The 434-nt window shown below is 56.9% G+C and carries 1 protein-coding gene; it reads right to left on the reverse strand.

Translation table 11 applies throughout. From position 1 onward, the window contains the following. Positions 1-434 (reverse strand): hypothetical protein (locus KP705_RS17905; RefSeq protein ID WP_215765266.1); only part of this gene is annotated, 434 nt, incomplete at both ends.

Genomic DNA, 434 nt, shown 5'->3' on the forward strand with positions numbered 1-434 from the left:
CCTCGGCTATTCTCCCGCGAGCGATTCCGGCCAATTTCTCTGGCTCGTTCCCGTTGAGCCTCAACCGCCTGATCTTGGAGTTTCTGGCGTAGCTGTTGGGCCAGTTTCACGCAGCCCTCGATAACCTTCTCCCGGTATTGGGTCGGAATATCCCTCAGAGCCTTCACAAGAGGCTCCAGACGGCTCTGAAGCTGTTTCAGGCTCTCTCTGTCTTCCTTGGCCCGTTTGGTCGCTGTGCGGGCAACTGTGGCGCTCTGAACGGCAGGTTCATAATGCTGCTGAACGGTCTGACTGATGCGTTTTGCCACCTGCTCAGGGTCTTCCACAACACGGGTAAAAATCCCCTTCTTGAGCACCTGCGGTTCTAGGTCAGCAGGGGTCAGGTTTTTGTGCTCGGGTGCGTCCCGTTCTAGCGCCCCGTAGTAGGTTTTCAG

Source organism: Gluconobacter sp. P1D12_c, assembly GCF_018812105.1.
In the GTDB taxonomy this organism is placed as follows: Bacteria; Pseudomonadota; Alphaproteobacteria; order Acetobacterales; family Acetobacteraceae; genus Gluconobacter; species Gluconobacter oxydans_A.